This window comes from Mucilaginibacter sp. P1_D10 (genome assembly GCF_056406215.1).
In genome coordinates, this window is sequence record NZ_JBFUAP010000003.1 from 1 (window position 1) to 20,643 (window position 20,643).

The following is a 20,643-nucleotide window of genomic DNA, read 5'->3' on the forward strand; positions in this document are numbered from 1 at the left end:
AAAATGGGCTTTGTAAGTCTCAAAGACATCTCAACCCCACTTAAGACTGTTACTGTTTAATGAACCGCCGTATGCCGAACGGCACGTACGGTGGTGTGAGAGGACAAGTAGGGAACTAATCCCTACTTTCCTACTCGATGGAATCAGCTCTTTTCAGGAAACCTGTGTTTTTCTTTGGAAATCGTAAAGTTTAGCACGTTTTTCCGGGGAAAATTAAAAGCGACCTTTTTTTGGTTATCGCGCTAAAAGGAGGGAGCTTCAGGTTTACTAAAATAAATAAGGCAGGTAGATAATGCCGGCGCAGATGACCGCAAAAGCGCAAATGACCAGGACTGCTCCCGAGGCGAGGTCTTTAACCTGGCCGATCAGCGTGTCATGCTCTTTTGTAACGCGGTCTGCCAATTTTTCGATGGCTGTATTAAAGATCTCTGCCATCCAGGCCAGGCCAATCAGTATAAGCGTTATCAGCCACTCGGTTTTAGTAATATGCAGCATACTGTTCATCAGCACAACAGCTATAGCCGCCGCCAGGTGGAAAATCATGTTGGGTTCATAGCGGAATGCCAGCCATATCCCACGCAAGGAATAGCGGTAGCTTGTGAAATGTTTCCTGATTATCTTCATGTCTTTATCTGTGGGTTCATTATTTAACAACGTGTGCCAGGTAAACAATGCCGTAACTGAGCAAACAAACAAGTGTTTTTAAGTTTACACTGGTTAGTATATGCCGCTTTTTGTCCCTGTATTGCAGGCCATAACGGCCTATTAGCCAAAATAATACAAATACAGCTATATCCATCAGGTCAAACCGCCCATTGGTAACATGAACCAGCTGCATCAGTTCGAGCGAAAAGCAAAAGATGAGCGGGATATATACGCAATCGAGATGCCATCCATTCAGACGGATATAGTAGGGTTTTGAGGTGAGCGTGACGCAAAATATCCAGAGGCCTTCGGGCAAGGAATAAACCACAATATCGTGCAATGGCAGGGCATGGGCGATGCTTGCCCTTAAACTTGAATAGCTACCGGCAGAGATGAGCCGGCTGAGCAGCTGGTTCACCAGGGTCTTTTCTGTACGGTAAAACAAGTAAATAAAAAGGCTGATGAGCAATGCTATGCCGATCAACAAATAATTTTTTCTCATTATTTGCGATAAATCATGAGTTTGAAATAAGATGCCAGGCCAAGGCTAACCTCCTTTTGCAACTCGAATTTCCCGAGGGCCTGCAAATCCTCCAGCCGGAAAAAAGATTTGAAACGAAGCAATCTGGCGACAGTTTCAAAGCCGCGGTCGACATGCCTGAGCCAGTTGGCGGGTGTAAAATGATTTAGGATAAATACCTGGCCCTGCGGTTTCAGCACACGGTGCACTTCGTGTAATAATTGCTCGGGGTTGTCTACCACCGCAATAACGTGGGAGAGTACAACATAATCAAACGTCTGGTCGTCAAACAAGAGCGCTTCACCGTCCATCTCCATCAGCACGGTATCCCGCACGCTGTTTTTGCGCGCAGCCTCCAGCATAGCAGCAGAGGTATCGATGCCGGTAACTTTGTGTTTTTTATATTGCCCCAAATGCGCGCCGTTCCCAACGCCGATTTCCAGCAGCTTACCTTGAGGCAGTTTATTTACCTCATTAAACAACCGTTGTTTTTGTGGTTTTAGAATTACATCTACCAGGGGATAGAACAATGAGAAATTGTTATAAAAGGCGGTAGTTTGTTTGCTCATTAGCTATCTGTTTTTTTTATCAGCTTTTATGGCCCGTTTGTATTCGTTCAAAGACTTATCCAAATCCTGCCCCTGGTTGTGTATGCTTTCGCAAAATACCTTGCAGGCTTTTGGGTTTTCGCTGCTACCGCATTGGCTTTCGCAACCTGTTAAAGTGTTGCGGGGCATCAGGGTATATAAATGGGTAACGGTAAAGCCTACGGCTAAAAAGATGGCCAACACGCCGGCGAAAAACCATTTAGGAAAGCGGTTGTCCTGTACCAAAGGAGTAGCCGGCGGGGTGTTAAACGGAAATATGTACCTGATCCGGTCATAATGCCAGCATAGGAGGTAAATACAGGCAATCACCATGAGCGGCGCAGTAAGCAACGAACCTTCAAACCTAACCGCCAGCGATAAGATGCAAATATTGAGGATAATAGGCAGGTAAAGCAAGGTGCCTAATACCACCGTGCGCGGAATGAGCAGCAAAAGGGCGGCGAGGATCTGCGCGTAACCTATAAAAGTGTAATAATAACCCGTATGGTGCAGCGCCTCCAGGTAGTGGCCCATGGGTTGGTTATTATGCAGATCGGTAAAGCGTTCGCCAATGATCTTAACATAGCCGGCAGGTAAAAAACCTGCGGCAAGCGCCAGGCGCGTGAATGTTGTAAAATAACGCATCCATTTATTGCGCCTTACTTCGGCGTGTAAGGTGTCAAGTCTTGCTGATAATTTCATTTTGAAAGTTCTTTGAAGTACAAAGTTAATTGTTGCAGCGATAAATGCAAACTGTTTTTTCAGAATACTTAGCACCCAATAAGCAATACTTTTGCAAAAGTTTGATATATATTCTTAGGAGCCATCAAGCAGTAAAGCCTGCCTTTTGTTCGGAATTACCGAATTGGCCTTTTAGTTTGGGCCATTGTGCAAAAAGGAGAGGGGGAAGAGGGAATTGTACTCCGTTTTTAATTTTTTTCCTGGCCGGAAACCTGGGAAGTCTCCACCGTAAATTGATCGGTGTCTTTAAGGATTATCACTTCCATTTTTACCAGGCCACTCGGGCTTAGCCATACGTTTTCTTTTAGCTTTTTATAATTGCCGCTTTTTATCTTATCATCTATCATGGGCAAAATCGACATTGACAAATAACTTTTGGAGGAATAACAAACATTATCTTTATAGTACATCACTATTTTTCCGACGCTCTGCATGGTAAGCGTGTCGGTGCTTTCGCCTTTAAACAGCTTTATATCGGTGTTTGGTTCAATAAGTTTCCAGATCTGTTCCCTGGTTTTCCCGAGGGTATGGTCCTGTGCTTTTACTGAACAAATTGAAATAAGAATGATAACGAGCGTTAAGAGTGCTTTCATTTTTTAGTGAAGGGTTCAAGCCAAATATAAGGATGCAGCAGCGATATTAACCCACGCTCATCTTGTTTTTTATTTATCTTCCTCTTACTTCTTTTGCCTTGCCTTCTTGCTTCTAATTCCCCTCTCCAACTTCGCCGACCCAATCCTGTCGTTCACCGATATAAACCTGCACTGTGTCTAATTTACACTAATACGCTGTAACGATTCGGCGTTGGGCTTGTCTTATTGGTGTATTAAGTTACTAAACAACATAAAGCATTCAACATCAAAATATTAAATACCATGAAAACTACAATATTCACCATCTTAGCTATCGTAGCATTAGCAGTTGGTAACACAAATTCAAGCTTCGCTTCTGTAAAAAACGATAACAAAGAAGTAAGCACTATCTTAACAAACGTAAGCCACATCAGCAAAATTGAAGTACACGGAAACGTGGAGCTTTACGTATCAGACGGCAGCGCCGACCAGGTGAAGGTTTACAACCAGTACTACGCCGAAAGCGCTTTGGTACAAAGTCAAAACGGCGTGTTGCGCATATCATCATACAAAGCCGAAAAATTGGTAGTATGGGTTACCGCAGCCGATTTGCGCGAGATTGCCGCTTACGACAACGCCGCCGTAAAATCATTCGGCAGTTTATCTAAGATAGACCTCGACGTTAACCTTTACAACAACGCTACCGCCCAGTTAAATTTGGAAGCCTACCGCGCAACCTTAATGGTAAACGACAACGCAAAAGTAACCTTAACCGGCAGCGTTACCGAGTACTGTTTAAAATACGCCGACTCGGCCACCGTGGTAAACGATAACTTCATCACCGTAAACGAAAGCAAAATACAAATCGACTCAAAAAGAGATATCGCCGGCTTATAATGAGCATCTTTCACAACCCTACATATATCTTAAAAGCTGTTGCCTGGCAACGGCTTTTTTTATTTTAGGTTTTTGATGTAACTTCAAGCCGTATATCGGCGTCAAAACCAAAAAACTCACAAACCATGAAAAATACCTTTACCAAAATATTCATTTTAGCAGTGCTTTCGGTTAGTTTGCTCACCTCATCGTGCAGGCGGTTCAGGCCGGTACATGGCTCGGGCGTGGCGGGTACCGAAAAGCGTACCGTAGTAAGCTTCAGCAAAATAGATGTATCGGGCGGATTGAAGGTTATCCTTACGCAGGATAGCTCATCCACCGTAACCGTTACAGCCGACGATAACCTGCTTAAATACATCAAAACCGAGATTGAAGGCAACAAGCTGCACGTCTACACCACCCGCAATATCCAGAGCCAAACTCAGGTGTTGATTTCCATCGGCCTGAAACAACTCGAATCGTTGGAAGCATCGGGCGCGGTAGAAGTATTATCCGTGGGCCGTATCACCACCAAAGACCTCGACCTGGCCTTCTCTGGCTCTACCAACGTAGATCTGGACATCAGTGCTGCCGATGTACATACCGATGGCAGCGGCAGTACCGAATTGAAGCTGAAGGGGCAGGCAGCGTCGCACCACGTAACCCTAAGTGGCAGCGGCGATATAGATGCGCTTGACTTTGTGGTAGGCAAATATAATATCGAAACATCGGGTGCCAGCCATTGCCGCATCAACGTGCTTAAGGATCTGGAGGTGCACAGCAGCGGTTCATCAGAAATTGAATACAAAGGCAGCCCATCAAACGTAAGCAGCGATAAATCGGGATCGGCATCGATAACTAAGATAGAGTAGGCAAATAAGAATGCAGGGGTAATTTACCTGAGGTGTAAAAGTAGAAAAGCGGCTTTATTAAAAGTCGCTTTTCTATTTTACCCAAAATGTTTTCACAAAGGTTACCCTCTTATCTTATAACCTGGTATGATAAGTGCCTCAACGATTTCAATGTTTTTTGCCATTCCTGTAAAGCGGCCGGTGCTTGCAGAACGAACAACCCACTGGCCTGTGTGAGCGGTAGTAACCTTGGATACGCTCTTTGACGCGCCGGTTTTCCCGTTAGTTGGTTCCTGCAAAGATTTGCTCATAATATTCTATTATCTGTTCTGTATCAGCAATTCTGCTAATAGGTATAACAAATATAGCACTATAACTTTGATGCCTCTATGTGAATGCTATCTTCAAAATAAATTAAAGGATTTGCACTGTATGTTAACGTAGTGCCGCAAAATAAATTAAAATAAATTCATACTTTTGCGCCTCTAAAAAGCTGCCATGCGGTAATACCGGCAGGGCAGCTTTATTTATTGTAAAAAACTATCCGGTAAAAAAGATGAATATATCACAGGAAAAAATCGATAGCCTGAACACGGTCGTAAAAATCAACCTGGCGCCGGCTGATTATCAGCCACGCGTTGAAAAACTTATTAAAGAACAAGCCAAAAAAGCCAAGATACCGGGTTTCCGCCCGGGCATGGTGCCTGCTGCGCATATCAAGAAAATGTATGGCAAAAGCATCCTGGTTGATGAGATAAACAACCTGCTGAGCGATACTTTGAACAAATACCTCGAAGAGGAGAAACTGGAAGTATTGGGCCAGCCTTTGCCAAAACGCGAAGACGACCGCAAAGAATACAACTGGGACTTTGCCGACGATTTTGAATTCAACTACGAAATTGGTTTGGCCCCGGCCTTCGATATCGACTTTACTTCTAAAGACCAGATAACTCAATACATCATCAAAGCCGACGAAGAAACCCTTGCCCAAAGGGTGAAAAGCATCCGTCGTGCTTATGGCAAAATGACAAATCCTGACGTATCGGCAGATGGTGACGTGCTTTATTCCGAATTGGTGCAGCTTTCTCCGGATGGTAGCATTTTTGAGGATGGCATTACCAACACCGCATCCGTACGTTTAGACCTGATTACCGATGAAGCCATAAAAGCATCATTGATAGGTTTGAAAAAAGGCGACGAAGTAGTGATCGACCTGCAGGCAGCCTTTAATAACGATGCAGCTAAGATTGCAGGTTTATTGAAGATTGACGAGCAAACAGCAGCCGAGCTGAAATCGAGCTTTAAATTAACGGTAAAAAACGTAAACCGTTTAGATGAAGCCGATTTGAACCAGGAGTTCTTTGACAAATTATTTGGTGAAGGTACCGTAACTACCGAAGAGGGCTTTAGGGAAAAAATAACCGAGGAAGTGGAGACCATGATGCAGCAGGATAGCGAACGCAAACTGCAGAACGACATCTACAACTACAGCCTCAACAAAGTGCAGTTTAACCTGCCCGACGATTTCCTGAAACGCTGGTTGCAGGCAACTAACGATAAGCTTAGCGCCGAAGAACTGGAAGGCGGTTATGACGATTTCGCAAAAAACCTGAAATGGACGCTGATTGCCAACAAATTGGTACGCGATGCAAACATCGATATCAAATACGAGGAAGTGTTCAACTACGCAAAAGCCAGCCTGGATCAGCAGTTCCGCGCGTACAGTCAGCAATCGTTGCCAGAAGAGCAACTGTCGCAGTACACTGTGCAGTACCTGCAAAACAAAGAACAGGCCAACAAAATATTTGAGGAAGTAAAAGCCGTTAAGGTTTTCGATTACGTAAAAAGCGTAATTACCTTAGATAAAAAAGAGATACTGTTTACAGATTTCAACAAACTGGAAGACTAAGTACTTCCGTTTAAAATATCCTTTACCAAAAGCATTTGCCTAAAGCAGATGCTTTTGGCGTTTAAGAGCCTCACCCCGGCCCTCTCCAAAGGAGAGGGAGGAAGAAGTGCTTTTGAAGTCCTCTCCTTTGGAGAGGATTTAGGTGAGGCTTCTGGGCGTAATGGAAGTCAATCACCACCATGTCATCTCGATAGAGCGGCGGGGAGGAAAAGGGCAGGAGCGAAAGAGAGAACTTGTTAGCTAAGCAATTCTGCCCTGCATTGAGGCTTTGCATTAACAACAAGATTTTTCGCTGCCACTCAAGAGATAGTTTCTCCTCACTATCGCTCGTTCGAAATGACAACCGGAGTTTATTCTAACTCCCTCTCCTTTGGAGAGGGTCGGGGTGAGGCTTCTTTTTTTTACTTTGCACAAACTTTATATCACCAAATCTATTCAACTAAAAACTATATTAGCCCCATAACCCAAAAGCATTTATATTATAACAAACACATATCATGAGCAGTAATATCGATAAGAACGAATTCCGTAAATATGCCGTTAAGCATCACCGCATAAATGGCCTCACTGTAGATAAATACCTTTCCACATTCGATCGTAACAACCAGCCGGCCGGCATTTACAACCCAACCGGCATGACGCCCTACATCATCGAAGAACGCCAGATGAACGTGGCCCAGATGGACGTGTTCTCGCGCCTGATGATGGACCGCATCATTTTCCTGGGCGATGCTATTTATGATCAAAATGCAAACATTATTCAGGCTCAATTGCTTTTCTTGCAGTCGGCAGATGCTAAGCGCGATATCCAGATCTACATCAACTCGCCGGGCGGCTCGGTTTATGCAGGTTTGGGCATTTATGATACCATGCAATTCATCTCTAACGATGTTGCCACCATCTGTACAGGTATGGCAGCATCAATGGGCGCGGTGTTATTATGCGCAGGCACAGCAGGCAAAAGGGCAGCGTTGCCGCACTCGAGGGTGATGATACACCAGCCATCGGGTGGTGCACAGGGACAGCAAAGCGATATCGAGATCACGTATCACGAGATCACTAAACTGAAGAAAGAACTGTACCAGATCATCGCCGATCATAGCGGCGCATCGTACGAAAAGGTTTGGGAAGCATCAGACCGCGATTACTGGATGATTGCCGAAGAAGCCAAAGAATTTGGTATGGTAGATGAGATTTTGAGAGGGAATACGAACAAAGGGAAATAATCTAATAAGCTTGTACAACGTTTAAGCGTTGTGCAAGCTTTGCAATTAAATATTTAATTGATTATTTTTGATAAACCAATTAACAAATGAACAAGAACAGCAAGGAGATCAGGTGCTCGTTTTGCGGAGCAGGTAAGCAGGATTCGCTGATGCTGATAGCCGGGCTCGACGCGCATATTTGCGATAAGTGCGTTAACCAGGCCAACGAGATACTGGCGGAAGAGCTTAAGGTGCGAAAAGTAAAGGCATCGCCATCATCGCCCGCTGTTTTAAAACCGGCAGAAATTAAGAGCCATCTCGACCAATACATCATCGGCCAGGACGACGCTAAGAAGGTGCTGGCGGTATCGGTTTACAACCACTACAAACGCCTTAACCAGCGTGTGGACAAGGATGAAGTGGAGATAGAAAAATCTAACATCATTATGGTGGGCGAAACCGGTACGGGCAAGACATTACTGGCTAAAACACTTGCCAAGATATTGAACGTGCCCTTCTGTATTTGCGATGCTACGGTGCTTACCGAAGCCGGCTATGTTGGGGAGGACGTGGAAAGCATACTTACCCGTTTGCTGCAAAGCGCGGATTACGACGTGAATACCGCTGAGCGCGGCATCGTTTACATAGATGAGGTGGATAAAATTGCCCGTAAAAGCGATAACGCATCCATCACCCGCGATGTTAGCGGCGAAGGCGTACAGCAGGCTTTACTGAAGATACTGGAAGGTACTATGGTGAACGTACCACCGCAGGGTGGCCGCAAACACCCCGACCAAAAGATGATTACCGTAAATACCAGCAACATCTTATTTATCTGCGGCGGTGCTTTCGATGGCATCGACAGGAAGATAGCCAACAGGCTGCGTACCCAAACCGTAGGTTATAAAATGAAACGCGACGACGGCGAAGTGGATATGAAGAACCTGTACAAGTACATCACCCCGCAGGATCTGAAATCGTTTGGTTTGATACCCGAGCTGATTGGCCGTTTGCCGGTGCTCACTTACCTTAACCCATTGGATAGGGAAGCGCTGCACAATATACTTACCGAACCTAAAAACTCGTTGCTGAAACAGTACAAGAAACTGTTCGAGTACGAGGGCGTAAAGCTGGAGTTTGATGTAGATGTGCTCGACTTTATTGTTGATAAGGCAATGGAGTTTAAATTAGGCGCCCGTGGCCTGCGTTCTATCTGCGAAGCCATCATGATAGATGCCATGTTCGAGTTCCCATCGCAAAAGGATATTAAGCGTTTGAACGTAAACTTAGAGTATGCAAGGGAGAAGTTCGAAAAATCGGATCTTAAAAAATTAAAGGTAGCATAACAATAATTTGGCTTTAAATAGCTATATTTGTATTACAATACAACGCAGCCCTGGCGATAACCCGCCGGGGTTTGCTGTATAAAAAGGTTTTTAAACGCCCCCAAAGGAATTCGCCGATGGGATAAATAATAGGAGAACTCAAAAATGAACGAACAATTAGATGTTAAAAAAGACGAAGCAACATCAGACGCAAAAAAGATTAAAGAAGTACAATCGCCCATCAAATCGGGCTTGAAAACCAAGGAGGCCATTGTTGCCAACTGGTTGCCGCGCTACACCGGCCGCCCGCTGGATGGTTTCGGCAAGTACATCATCCTTACCAATTTTTCTAAATATCTGCAGCTGTTTTCAGAGTGGCACGAGAATGCACCCATCATGGGCATCGATAAACCGATGCAAAGCGTAACGGCCAACGGCATCACTATCATCAACTTTGGTATGGGTAGCTCGGTTGCCGCTACCATAATGGATTTGCTTACGGCCATAAAGCCTGAGGCAGTGATATTTTTAGGGAAATGTGGCGGTCTTAAAAAGAAGAACAACGTAGGCGACCTTATACTGCCCATAGCGGCCATCCGCGGCGAGGGCACATCTAACGATTACCTGCCTGCCGAAGTGCCCGCACTGCCATCCTTTGCCCTGCAGAAAGCTATCTCTACCACCATACGCGATTACGGCCGCGACTACTGGACCGGTACCTGCTACACCACCAACCGCCGCGTATGGGAGCACGATAAAGACTTTAAGAAATACCTGAAAGATTTGCGCGCCATGGCCATAGATATGGAAACGGCAACCATTTTCACCACGGGCTTCGCCAACAAGATACCAACCGGCGCACTGCTGCTGGTATCAGATCAGCCGATGATACCCGAGGGCGTAAAAACCGCCGAGAGCGACTCGAGCGTTACCGAGCAATACGTAGAAACGCACCTTCACGTAGGTATCGAATCGTTGAAGCAATTGATCAACGGTGGTTTGACGGTGAAGCACCTGAAGTTTTAAATAAACAATTTCTCCAAGCGTCATTGCGAGGCACGAAGCAATCTCCCGATAAGTACTTCCACTTTGCATAGTGGACCTGCCTACGTAGAGATTGCTTCGTGCCTCGCAATGACGCTTTTTTTTAATCCAACCACTCACTAATTTACCACTACCTTCTTCATGCCTTCTCTCCCATAAAACACCGGGAAATACATCTGCTCTGCTTTGGTAGGGTTCAGGCTGTATTTGCCGCTGTAACGGGGCATCAGGTTTACGGTAAATGTGTAGGTGCCTTGTTTAAGCTTGCGGCAAAAGATGCTTACCTTTTCTTTGAAGAATTCGCGATGTACCTCGTTGTTTCCCCATTGCTGGTCCTTGCTTTCGTAAGAGCAGCCGGCGGGGATAGGTATCTCCACCATTACAAAATCGGCATCGCCGCGTACAGTAACTTCAGCTTTAAGCTGTACCGCTTCGCCGCCTTTTAAGCTAACTACTTTGTCGCCATTACGCTCAAACCAGGTATTCACGGTGAAGTCTTTGCTTACCTTTTGGGGCTTACCGTTCCAGAACTGCTGGTAGCCCGTGATGTAAATTGGCAGGCTGCCCGTTTTGTTGATGCTGATGGCGTTATCTTTAAGCGTTGTGGTGTACGGGAAAGCTGTAACCGTTTCGGTTGCTGCGCCTTTTATAGTTAATACCGCTGGTTTTAAAGCCTTGCCGTTTTGCAGCAGATCGAGCAGGATGGTTTCCAGTATCAATGCCGATTCGTAGGTGTTGCGCCATTCGCCCAGTTTGCGTTGCTCTAAAAAGTACCCGCGTATTTTCGCAAGCAGTTCGGGGTGTTTGCCTTCGGCCCGGATGATTTTATAAGCAATAAGGCTTAACTGTACAGAGTTGTCAAAGAAGCGGTAATTTTCCTCGCCCCAATATAGATTTCCGAACATCGTTTTATGGGCGGCTCCGATAAGGCTGTCGGTTTTAATTGCTAAGCCAAATCGCTGTTTCAATAGTAACAGTTGCAAGCGGTTATAATTCGATACTTCCTTTTGCGCTTTGTATTCTTTATCTATCAGACCAAAGTATTTGGCATAATCTACTTTGGCGCCCAGTTTATGAAGTAATTGCAGGCAGGCCAGTTTTTCCTCGCCGTGGTAACTTTCCATTTGATATACCAGATAATCGATCAGTTTTTGTTTGTCTAATTGCACGGCGTACCCCATGTTTTGTGCGTCCGTTAAAGCTTCTACGGCGTGCAGGCTTATCCATAGCTCTTCGTTGCTATCGTTCCACCAGCCCCATATGCCGGATGGCTTGCGGTTGCCCTGTAGTTTTTTTATCACATCCAAAATATTCCGCTCGTATTTAAATGGCTCACCCAAAAAGGTTTTGATGCGTTTCTCTGCTAACAGCCCTTTTAGTTTTGAGGCTAATTGCTCGTTGCACAGGTATTTGTATTCGCGCAAATGTTTAGCTTCTTCAGCAAGTGCGGGCAGGGCAGAAGCCTCGGCCCTGAAGGTAACAGGCCCCATCGCAGGGTCGAATTTAAGGCTGATGGTGGTATCCCTGTCCAATGCTGCAAAAACACCTTTGGTTTCCTGCACGCCTTGTTTGATTACCGGTATTTTTCGTTGTTCGCCATCGAAATAGCCATTGTCGCGTTTAATGCTGTATTCAAACTCCAGGCTGTCGGTAGCCGAGGCCACGATATTCATCGTATCTATTTTGGCATTGCTTACCTGCAGGTTACTCTGGGTTAATACCTTACCATTATAGCTGAAGGTGCGGTTGACGCTAACAGGGGTGGAGTTGTAATTCATCACTTTACCTATTAAACTCATCTCATCGCCTTCCACAGCAAACTGCGGCGCAATAAAGTTGGCGCTAAGTGGCTTAAAAGATTTGATTTGGTTCTCTGCAAAACCGCTTTGGCGCTGCCCGTTTATGCCCACCACAAAGGTGCGCCAGTTGGTGATATCATCCGGGAAAACAGTGGTAAAGCTTGCTTTGCCGTTTTCGTCGGTTATGAGCCTGGGTTGCCAATAGGCGTAATCAGAGAAGTTTTTGCGGAGGGTGTGGGCATCGCCACCTTGTGGTGCATTGCCCGGGGCAACTACTGCGTTTGCTTTTGGCTTTGTAGAAATTAGTATCACACCGTTGGCACCTCGCGAGCCGTATATGCCCGTGGCGGCAGCGTCTTTTAATACACTTATCTCGCTTATCATACCTGGGTTTATCCCGTTCAGGTCGGCTACTATTTCACCATCCACTACATATAAAGGCTTGTTGGCGCCCATGGATGAGTTCCCTCTTATCTGAATGCTAATACCTCCACCGGGTGTGCCTGTGCCCTGGGTTATTATAAGGCCCGCAACCCGACCTTCCAAGAGTTGGTCGAACGTAACTGTGCCGACCGCACCGGTTACATCCTTCCGTCGTGTGGTACCGTAACCAACTACCACAACCTCCTGCAATTGGTTGCTTAAAGATGTTAATTTAAGGGTAATGTTTGTGCCCTGCACGTAATCCATTTCTTGCGTGAGGTAGCCAAGGTACGATACTATAATTTTGCCTCGCGGAGGAACTTGCAACCTAAATTCGCCGTTAATATTGGTAACGGTGCCGACAGTTGTTCCTTTAATTTTCACCATAGCGCCAATAAGTGGCTGTTTATCGTCGCTGCCGATAATTTTACCGCTTAAGGTTTGGCTAAAGTTGCCGGTGCTGAAGTATTTTTGGTTAAATGCTTCTTTTAATTTCAGGGCGTCATTTTCAATTTGATAATCCGCGTTACGGTATGGCTCGCTCTTGCGGTTATCAATTACCCGCGCAATTTTTATACTTACCGAATCCCTGGCGTGCGTGGGCGAAATACCGAACCTGTAATAATTCAAACCGTGCATTTTAACTTCGATACTATCTTTTATATCGTACCGGTCGCCCTGCAGCAAAAAGAATAGCCTGTATTTCCCTTGCTCCAGCTGGCCCAGGTCGGTAGTATTACCGGGGTACACCCTAATGTAATCGGGGTTATTGTAGCGGTAAAGAATGACGTTTTTAATAAGGGCCATTTTTTCGTTTTCTATCGGCAGGCGGTCTATCGTTAACCTACCCACATCGTGCCCGTTTATCAGTGTATTGGTAAATAATTGGGTGGTGTTGGCGCGTTTATCCAGGTAATCCTGCCAGAGGCTGTCCACAGCGTTGTTGGTTAATACATATTGCTTGTAATTGGTTGTGCCGCTGATATTGCCCAGCCAACGGGAAAACGGATAGCTTGCGGGTATGCTTTTTTGCCGGATGAGCCCCGGCTCAAAAAGATAATTATAGTTCGGCTCCGCCAAAAAACCTTGAGGTTTGTCGCCCTGGTGGTCGTATAAAGTGAAATTTGGTGCAAGCGGACCCGTAAGCACGGCTCTGCCAGAATTAGCGGCAGGGTTTAAAAAGAAGATCCTGTCGGTTTGTGCTATCATCGCCCGCCGCCCGTCGAAATTGTTTATAACGCTTACCAGGTATTTATTGATGTTATTGGCCTCGGCGATGGATAAGGTATCAGGTGCTTTTTGAGTGGCATAGGTATTGGCGTTTATGCCGAGGATGAGTTTTTTATTACGGTCTACCTTAACGCTGTCCACCTCTATAATTTGCCCGGCGGTACGCAGCATCAGCGAATGGTAGCCGGGAGAAACTTTAAAACTGTATGGCTGTAATTGCTGTGCCTGGCTAAAATAAACCGGCAGCCCATCTATGTATAGGATGTGTACAGGTACTATGTCGCCGTTGTTCACTACAAAAGGGGCTATTTGCGTAACGGTGTCAATGCCCGGTTCCTCTATGCGGTAGATATTGTGTTGGGGGTGCGTAAACCGGTAATAAACAATGCTGTCCAGCCCAATCTCATGGCTCCAACGTTGCCAGTTTAGTTTTGAATAACCCTGCAGGTAGGGAGTACCCTGGTTAAACTCATTTTTGGGTTTAATGTACCGGTCCTGTTTGCCCAGGAAAGGTATATTGGGCATTCTGTAACTGAATTTTTTGGTGAGTGCCCATGCGGTGACATCCGTATTGGCAACGGGTTTGCCTGCAGCATCAGTAACCACTACAACGGTTTGTACTTTTTGGCCCGGGTAAACCGATACGGGTTGCTTTATGGCTATGCTTAACTGGCCGGGACTGTAAGCGGGAGATACATTCGCTGTTTTAACAAAACCTGCCCATATGTAATTTACTACCATGGCAAAAGGTGTACCCGGGTTGCAGGCTTTGCGGTAAAAAAGCTTGTCGGCTTGCCCCTGATCTATCAATCTGCCACCGGCGAAAACCGAGTAAAAAAAATGCAGCTTGCGCGGGTTAGCCACATTTACAAATACCGAATCGGAGGTGCGTTCAGTTGAAAGGGAGATATTGCCTTCAAAATTTATCATGTTCACATCGGTATCTGTACTATCGGTCTTGACATTGTATTCGCTGGCGTTCGGGTTGACCAACACAAAACCGGGCAGCGCAATTTTTTGCCGGGTAAGCGTATCGCCATCGGCGTTTAAAGCGCTCACAATACTCATCGCGGCAGCCGGTTTGCCATATACCTGGTGGCTTATTTTTAATGAATCGTTAACCACATCGGTTATGGTATGGAACCGGTGGTATTTAAATTCACCCTCTGTTCCGCGGTTCTGCTGCTCGTTGTTGGCGTTTAAAAATTGCGCATTTATATTATACTGAACATCCGCCTTCGGGAAGATGGAATCGGGGATGTTGACTTTTGTTTCGCCAACAGCATCCAGCGCAAACCGATGTGTCCAAAGCGTATCCGGTACAAACTGGTGGTTGGCTGTCTGCTGGTTTACATCGGTTGTTATAATGTTCAAAACTACCCGCCCATCCGCAACCGGTAGGTCGTTCTCGTCGGTGGCTTTTAAATAAACCACCTGCGCGTTGCCCGGCCAATGTTCTTTTTTATCGGCCCGCATCGTAAAACGGACTGATTTTAATTCATATTCTTCGTATTTAAAACTGCCCGAGTAAATAACATCGTTACTGTTTTCCTCCTGGTTGTTGCTGTCGTTATCACCCTCTCCGCTTTTTTTCTTTAGTTGTTTGGCCGGGTCGGTAAGTAAAACTTTATAAGTTTCGTCCAGGTCGAGGCCCAGGCTGTCTGCCAATACAAAACTGTACTCGAAACCGCCATCGCGGTAGCTGCTTACCGTACCCAATTTTTTGTTGCCGTCATCGGTAACCAGCTTTACCAGCAGTGTTTTGTACGTGATAGGCTTTTTGCTCTTTGCGTTCAGTATAAACGCCTTGAATTTTACGGTATCGCGGGGTTTGTAAATAGGCTTGTTAAATACCATAAAGCCGGTGTAGGGTTTGGGCCTATAAGAGTAGTTGTTTTTATGTTTGAAAATATTTTTTACAGATAACCACAACTTTGCCCACCAACCCTTTTCATAGTTATAATAATCGGCCGGACTAACCTGGTAAAAGTTGCTCACCCCGGCATGGTCCACCTGTAAAATGCCGGCGGTTTTGGCATGTTTAAAGTGCCATGTGCCGCTATTGGCATCATATGCAACTTTTTTACCATCCAGCAGCACCATGGCGTTAGTTATATATGCACCTTTTTTATCCGTTAAAGCAAAGCGGTGTTCGTATTTGCCGGTAAAGAGTTTCAAAAAGGCCGAATGGTTTTCGATGACCGCGTATTGCAGCTTGTTCTCATCGGCATGTACTTTTACGTAGTTGCCTGCGGGCAGCGTGTTCTCCCAATACCCATCGGTACGGAAAGAATCCACCGGGTTGCGGAAGAGTTTATCGTCGAACGGCTTTTGGGGCGCTTTGTAAAACGCCAGCACATCGGGTGCGCTCAGCTTATAAATATAAGTATAGTAGCTGCTTTGCCTGCTTGTTGTTAAGGGCCGCTGGGCAAACGCGCTGTAGGTGAAAAGATACGATATCATCAAAAAGGCGAACAGTTTTTGTAATAATTGCGGCATACCTGGGATTTTTGTGTGAGGGCGGTTTTAAATATACGTTTTCTGCTTATCTTGTTAAGATGCAGGTTCAGTTACTATTCCATAAAAAATGTTTGAGAAACTGATTTTCCGGCATGATGCCGGAAACTCGTTAGGTGGTTGCCGATATTTTCATGTCACAAGCTTATGCTGCCAATATTTAAGTTTATTATTTGGGAACACGAGCTAACTGTTGCAAACCCTTGATAATCTATAGCTGATTTGTAGTATTTTTTCATTTTTCGTAAAAATATTGCAGAAAATATATAATTTCAGCCGTTTATTGTAAAAAGTGCTGATAATATATGAAACGTTACCTTCCTTTCTTCATCATCCTTGTAATTTTAGCTCTAACTTTTGCTTTTCCCTCTATCGAATACGATAAATCGGTAAAGGCAAATTTCAATACCGGCGATATCGCCTGGATGCTGATGTCTACGGCCCTGGTTTTGATCATGACACCCGGTTTGGCGTTCTTTTACGGTGGTATGGTGAATAAAAAGAACGTGATATCTACCATGCTGCAAAGCATCGTGTGTATGGTTATCATCACGGTAATGTGGGGCATATTTGGTTTCAGCCTGGCCTTCGGCGATAGCATAGGCGGCCTTATAGGCAACCCAACTACCTATTTTATGATGAAGGGCATGCTGGGCAACACCAGCTGGCCCTTAGCACCAACTATCCCGCTGCTGCTATTTGCCATGTATCAGCTAAAATTTGCCATCATTACCCCGGCACTCATCACCGGCGCCTTTGCCGAGCGTATCCGCTTCAACTCCTACATCATCTTTTTGGTGCTGTTCTCCATATTCATCTTCTCGCCATTGGCGCATGCCACCTGGCATCCCGATGGCGTGTTGGCCAAACTGGGCGTGCTCGATTTTGCCGGAGGTACCGTGGTGCACATGAGCGCAGGCTGGGCAGCATTGGCATCAGCTTTATACTTAAAAAGCCGCAACGAAGCCAATCACTCGCCGGCGCGTATTACCTATGTAATGATTGGTACGGGTTTGTTATGGTTCGGCTGGTTCGGTTTTAACGCAGGTTCGGCGTTCGGGGCCAATCATTTGGCGGTTACTGCGCTGGCAACCAGCACAACGGCAAGCGCAGCAGCAGGCGTTACCTGGATATTTTTTGATATGCTGCGCGGGCGCAAGCCATCGGCCATGGGTACCTGTATAGGTGCGGTTGTTGGTTTGGTAGCCATTACTCCGGCGGCAGGCTTCGTTAGCGTGCCGCATTCGCTGGCAATCGGCATCATATCGGCAGTGGTAAGCAATTTGGTGGTAGAATGGCGCACCCGCACCAGTATTGATGATACCCTGGATGTATTCCCTTGCCATGGGGTAGGCGGTATGGTCGGCATGTTGTTAACGGGCGTATTTGCTAACCATAACGTTAACGCTGCCAATGTTACCGGCGACGGGCTGTTCTTTGGCCATACGCATTTGTTTTTTGTACAGTTGCTGGCGCTTGTCGCCACATCCATATTTTCTTTCTTTGGCTCGTTATTATTGTTGAAGATTACCGATATGATATCGCCGCTGCGGGTATCTAAGGAAGAAGAAGAACTTGGCCTCGATATCAGCCAGCACGGCGAGAAGCTGTAGGCTTGACATCAAATAATGAAATTCGAATATCAAACGCCGGAGGGAAACCTTTGGCGTTTGATGTTTATGGCGTAATCAGATTTGTCAACTTTTAAAAAGTTGACAAATCTTGAGGGCTACAATCAGATCATCCATCAAAATAGCCATTTAATTTATTTCGGTAGCAAGGGGTAGTATCTAAATTTGAGGCGGTAGCCCATCAAATTTAAACCGCCATGCCCAAAATCAGGCTGTACCGTATTATCGGTGTTTCTCTTTTTATCGTTATCGCTTGTGCGGCCGGCGCGCGGGCACAACGCAAGGCCTTGTCGGGCTTTGCCATTGCAAAAAAGCATGCTATTGTCTCCAACAAACCTGCCCCCGGTTTTTTTGAAGGAGCCCTGCTGGGCAATGGCGGTATGGGCGTAAACGTAACTACCCGTCCCGATGGCATTGTGCTGTACTTCGGGCACAACAACGTATGGGATATCCGGCTTGCCGAAAACCATAAAGATGAACTTGGCACCTTTGCTCAGATATTTGACAAGGTTAAGAATATACCCGCAAGCTATGCCAACCTGAGCGACGATGCCTGGTACAACCAGTACAGCAATATGGCCGGCGAAAATTACCGGCAGCCATACCCGCGGCCGTTCCCTTGTGGCTCGGTTTTGCTGGGTTTCGATAGGCGGAAGGTGCAGGTGCTGGGCCATGTGCTCGATATCTCCAACGGGCTGTGCACGGTAAAACTGCTGACTGCCGACAAGCAGCATCTATCCCTCTTGATATTTACGGATATGGCTGCCGACCGCCTGTTGATGCAATTGGTTGATGATAAAGGCAACCCTGCAAACAACGTTTTCGATAGGATAAAGGTAATGCCCGATCCATCTACGCCTAACAAAATCCCTCAACCTCAAACCCAGGAAGATTTAGCCGCCGGCACGCTCTCTTTCAGGCAAATATTACCATTCGAAGAACCCGCCAAACGCAAGGCAGATACAGCGCATCCAAAGGATAAAGCCTTTAGGCTTACCGTAAAAGTAAATGGCCCGTTAACTAAAACCAGCCGGATAAACTGGAACGGCATTACTGAAAATATGGCAACGCTTGAAGCTGCCCTGCCTGCTACGCCCTTTTATGTTTCGGTAAGCCTGCAGGAGGGCCTGGCTACATCAGTAAGTATGGATATTCCATCCATCAGCAAGCCGGGGATGACCCAATTTGATAGCGTTAGGCTGAACAACGAGCTTGTTTGGAAAGCGTATTGGGCAAAATCTGCAGTGAGTTTGTCGGATACGTTTTTAGAGCAAACCTGGTATCGTAACTTGTACTTCTTCAATTGCGCGGCAAAGGCCGGCGTTACTTGCCCGGGTTTGTTTGCCAACTGGAGCTATAACAACATCGGCACCGCCTGGCACGGCGATTACCACATGAACTATAATACCCAGCAGCCGTTTTGGGTAACTTTCAGCAGCAACCATCTGGAGAAGAATTTGCCATATGTCAGCCTCATCCAAAAGCTGATGCCGCTGAGCCGCAAATGGGCGCAGGAATATTATAACCTGCCGGGTGCATACTTCCCGCACTCGGCATACCCTGTAGAAATGAGTATAAACCCATACCCGCTGCCGGATTGGGGCTGGGAGGTAAGCGAAACGCCATGGGCCGTGCAAGGGCTTTGGTGGCATTACCTGTACAACGGCGATAAAGCTTTTCTGCGCGAGCAGGCCTACGAGCCTATAAAAGCAGCTGTACAATTCCTTGCCGCTTACATGATACGCCCCGATGCGCATGGCGGCGAACGCTGGAAGGACGACAAATACCATATATTCCCCACAGTGCCGCCGGAACTATACGGCCTGAGGCCGGAATTCAAATTTAATTACGACTGCGGGGTGGACCTCGCCCTCACCAAATTCATCTTCAAAGCTTTTAAAGAGGCCACGGAAGTATTGGGCACCGAAGCGCAGGAGAAGGCCCTATTGGCCGACGTTGATGATATACTGGCACATTTCCCCGAATACCCCACTGCTTTGTCGGCAGCAGGCAACAAGGTGATGGTAGCTGTACCGGGCGAAGGAGCCGGTACGGTCTATAACCTTCCGATTCCCCTTTTTGCGGCTTTCCCGGGAGAGGACTATGGCCTGCATTCGGATGGCAAAACGCAGCAGTTGTTAAAAGATAGCTATCAAAATCAGGTCAACGAGGGCGGCAACGATTTGGTATTTATTAACCTGCAGGCCGCGCGCATAGGCATGTTAAACCTCGATGAATTTAAGCGGCAGATAAACTATTCCCTGTTGCCCAATGGTACCGCTGCCGATATGGTGATGCAAACCAAAGGCCGTTACAGCGACCAAACCGATTATGGCTACATGGCGGGCATGGGTATTTGGTTCGAGAATTTTGCCTTGCCCGCAGTGATTGACGAATGCCTGATGCAAAGTTATAACGGCACCATTCGCCTGTTCCCTAACTGGCCAAAAAGCAAGGATGCCCGGTTTGAAAACCTGCGTGCGGCAGGCGCATTCTTAGTAAGTGCAACGCAGATTAAGGGGAAAGTAAGCACCGTTAATATACTGAGCGAAAAAGGGCAAACCCTCCGGCTGATCTCGCCATGGGGCAACGGGGCTACAGTCACCACATCCGCAGGAAAAAAGCGGGTAAGCGGCAAGCTTATCGTGCTGCAGACTTTGCCTGGGCAGCGGATTGTGATTAGTCCGAAGTAAGATATATTTTTTGGCAAGGCCTTAATTTCTGAATGGCATAAGCTTATATTTGGTGGTATCAAGCCCTTTATCTAC

At 46.3% G+C, this 20,643-nt stretch carries 14 protein-coding genes; 8 read left to right on the top strand and 6 right to left on the bottom strand.

All coding sequences use genetic code 11. From position 1 onward, the window contains the following. Positions 1-267: 267 nt before the first annotated feature. The 5 genes from AC1DYT_RS04575 to AC1DYT_RS04595 form a co-directional block, all read right to left on the bottom strand. The gene (locus AC1DYT_RS04575; protein ID WP_477468470.1) at positions 268-624 is read right to left on the bottom strand and encodes a diacylglycerol kinase family protein; all 357 of its coding nucleotides are present in this window, start codon (positions 622-624) and stop codon (positions 268-270) included. A 19-nt stretch (positions 625-643) separates the two neighbouring features. Beyond that, positions 644-1,147 carry a hypothetical protein gene (locus tag AC1DYT_RS04580; RefSeq protein ID WP_477468471.1) on the bottom strand — a complete coding sequence of 168 codons (504 nt, stop codon included), beginning with the start codon at positions 1,145-1,147 and terminating at the stop codon, positions 644-646. Beyond that, positions 1,147-1,734, bottom strand: a complete 588-nt coding sequence (locus AC1DYT_RS04585; RefSeq protein ID WP_477468472.1) for a class I SAM-dependent methyltransferase — start codon at positions 1,732-1,734, stop codon at positions 1,147-1,149. Before AC1DYT_RS04585 ends, AC1DYT_RS04580 begins: the two co-directional genes overlap by 1 nt. Before the next feature lie 3 nt (positions 1,735-1,737). Then, on the bottom strand, positions 1,738-2,454 hold the full coding sequence (locus AC1DYT_RS04590; RefSeq protein WP_477468473.1) for a hypothetical protein: 717 nt from the start codon (positions 2,452-2,454) through the stop codon (positions 1,738-1,740). A 227-nt stretch (positions 2,455-2,681) separates the two neighbouring features. Further along, positions 2,682-3,086 (bottom strand): hypothetical protein, encoded by a 405-nt coding sequence (locus AC1DYT_RS04595; protein ID WP_477468474.1) that lies wholly within the window; start codon positions 3,084-3,086, stop codon positions 2,682-2,684. A 282-nt stretch (positions 3,087-3,368) separates the two neighbouring features. Between AC1DYT_RS04595 and AC1DYT_RS04600 the strand changes: the two genes are divergently transcribed. The 6 genes from AC1DYT_RS04600 (at position 3,369) to AC1DYT_RS04625 (ending at position 10,257) form a co-directional block, all read left to right on the top strand. After that, positions 3,369-3,962 carry a GIN domain-containing protein gene (locus AC1DYT_RS04600; RefSeq protein ID WP_477468475.1) on the top strand — a complete coding sequence of 198 codons (594 nt, stop codon included), beginning with the start codon at positions 3,369-3,371 and terminating at the stop codon, positions 3,960-3,962. A gap of 125 nt (positions 3,963-4,087) precedes the next feature. Continuing rightward, positions 4,088-4,813, top strand: a complete 726-nt coding sequence (locus AC1DYT_RS04605) for a head GIN domain-containing protein (protein WP_477468476.1) — start codon at positions 4,088-4,090, stop codon at positions 4,811-4,813. A 535-nt stretch (positions 4,814-5,348) separates the two neighbouring features. Then, positions 5,349-6,701 carry a trigger factor gene (gene tig / locus AC1DYT_RS04610; RefSeq protein WP_477468477.1) on the top strand — a complete coding sequence of 451 codons (1,353 nt, stop codon included), beginning with the start codon at positions 5,349-5,351 and terminating at the stop codon, positions 6,699-6,701. Positions 6,702-7,198: 497 nt separating this feature from the next. Continuing rightward, positions 7,199-7,927, top strand: coding sequence for an ATP-dependent Clp endopeptidase proteolytic subunit ClpP (clpP, locus tag AC1DYT_RS04615; RefSeq protein WP_477459225.1), 729 nt, complete (start codon positions 7,199-7,201; stop codon positions 7,925-7,927). Positions 7,928-8,013: 86 nt separating this feature from the next. After that, positions 8,014-9,252: an ATP-dependent Clp protease ATP-binding subunit ClpX gene (gene clpX, locus AC1DYT_RS04620; RefSeq protein WP_477468478.1), complete on the top strand. Its 1,239-nt coding sequence runs from the start codon at positions 8,014-8,016 to the stop codon at positions 9,250-9,252. A 144-nt stretch (positions 9,253-9,396) separates the two neighbouring features. After that, positions 9,397-10,257, top strand: coding sequence for an AMP nucleosidase (locus AC1DYT_RS04625; RefSeq protein WP_477459223.1), 861 nt, complete (start codon positions 9,397-9,399; stop codon positions 10,255-10,257). A 137-nt stretch (positions 10,258-10,394) separates the two neighbouring features. On the opposite strand, the gene AC1DYT_RS04630 is transcribed toward AC1DYT_RS04625, so the two are convergent. Continuing rightward, a complete protein-coding gene (locus AC1DYT_RS04630; protein ID WP_477468479.1) occupies positions 10,395-16,226 on the bottom strand; it encodes a carboxypeptidase-like regulatory domain-containing protein in 5,832 nt (1,943 codons plus the stop codon). A 323-nt stretch (positions 16,227-16,549) separates the two neighbouring features. Between AC1DYT_RS04630 and AC1DYT_RS04635 the strand changes: the two genes are divergently transcribed. Continuing rightward, on the top strand, positions 16,550-17,857 hold the full coding sequence (locus tag AC1DYT_RS04635; RefSeq protein ID WP_477468480.1) for an ammonium transporter: 1,308 nt from the start codon (positions 16,550-16,552) through the stop codon (positions 17,855-17,857). Positions 17,858-18,072: 215 nt separating this feature from the next. Beyond that, positions 18,073-20,568, top strand: a complete 2,496-nt coding sequence (locus AC1DYT_RS04640; RefSeq protein WP_477468481.1) for a glycosyl hydrolase family 95 catalytic domain-containing protein — start codon at positions 18,073-18,075, stop codon at positions 20,566-20,568. The last annotated feature ends 75 nt before the right edge of the window (positions 20,569-20,643 follow it).